We start from the raw sequence: 1,351 nt of genomic DNA, 5'->3' as shown, positions 1-1,351 counted from the left end.
GATCATGGAAGATGCATCGATGACCAGTGAGAACGTGGCCGAGCACGAGGCCGGCGAGTCGGCAGCGGCTGTGTCGGCGAAGGCCGTGGATGACCAGCTGATCGACGAGCTGGTGGGCCGGGCCCAGGCCGAGGGTCTGCGGCTGACCGGTGAGGGCGGGCTGCTGCAGCAGCTGACGAAGCGGCTGCTGGAGTCCGCTCTCGAAGGCGAGATCACCGACCACCTTGGCTATGACAAGCATGATCCGGCGGGCAAAGACGGTGGCAACTCCCGCAACGGCAAACGCTCCAAGACCGTGCTGACCGAGGTGGGGCCGGTGGAGATAGCCGTGCCCCGCGACCGAGACGGCTCCTTCGAGCCGAAGATCGTCAAGAAGCGGCAGAAACGCCTGACCGGCGTCGACGAAATGGTGATCTCGCTTGCCGCGAAGGGCCTGACCACCGGTGAGGTCCAGGCCCATCTGGCGGAAGTCTACGGCGCCGAGGTCTCCCGGCAGACCATTTCCACCATCACCGACAAGGTCCTGGACGGCATGGCCGAATGGCAAAGCCGCCCCCTCGACGCCGTCTACCCGGTGGTCTTCATCGACGCCATCCACGTGAAGATCCGAGACGGCGCCGTGGCCAACCGGCCCATCTACGTGGCCCTGGCCGTCACCATCGAGGGTCGGCGCGAGATCCTGGGCCTGTGGGCCGGCGACGGCGGTGAGGGCGCCAAACACTGGCTGCACATCCTCACCGAGATCAAGAACCGCGGCGTGGGTGACGTGCTGATGCTCGTCTGCGACGGGCTCAAGGGCCTGCCCGAGGCGGTGGAGACGGTCTGGCCGAGGACGATCGTGCAGACCTGCGTGGTGCACCTGCTGCGAAACTCCTTCCGCTATGCCGCCCGCCAGGACTGGGACAAGATCGCCAAGCTCCTCAAGCCCGTCTACACCGCTCCGACCGAAGGGGCCGCCCTGGACCGATTCGCGGAGTTCGCCGACGCCTGGGGCAGGAAGTATCCGGCGATCGTCAAGCTGTGGGAGAACGCGTGGGAGGAGTTCACCCCGTTCCTGCGGTTCGACACCGAGATCCGCCGGATCGTCTGCACCACCAACGCGATCGAGTCGGTCAACGCCCGCACCCGGCGAGCGGTCAAGGCCCGCGGTCACTTCCCGAACGAGCAGGCCGCCCTGAAGTGCGTCTACATGGCGATCATGTCGCTCGATCCCACCGGCAAGGGCCAGGCCCGCTGGACCATGCGCTGGAAGACCGCGCTGAACGCCTTCGACATCACCTTCAACGGCCGGCTCTCAGCGGCCCGCCAGTAACCATCAACCACCCAGTCACACCGCTCGTTTGACAGACCC

The 1,351-nt window shown here is 66.4% G+C and carries 1 protein-coding gene; it reads left to right on the top strand.

The window, feature by feature from the left end:
* Positions 1 to 19: 19 nt before the first annotated feature.
* Positions 20 to 1,312 (top strand): IS256 family transposase, encoded by a 1,293-nt coding sequence (locus SSP24_RS42410; RefSeq protein ID WP_141316605.1) that lies wholly within the window; start codon positions 20 to 22, stop codon positions 1,310 to 1,312.
* Positions 1,313 to 1,351 lie beyond the last annotated feature (39 nt).

Source organism: Streptomyces spinoverrucosus (genome assembly GCF_006539505.1).
In the GTDB taxonomy this organism is placed as follows: domain Bacteria; phylum Actinomycetota; class Actinomycetes; order Streptomycetales; family Streptomycetaceae; genus Streptomyces; species Streptomyces spinoverrucosus.
Note: the sequence above shows the minus strand (reverse complement) of the source record. Positions and strands in the feature narration are given on the sequence as shown.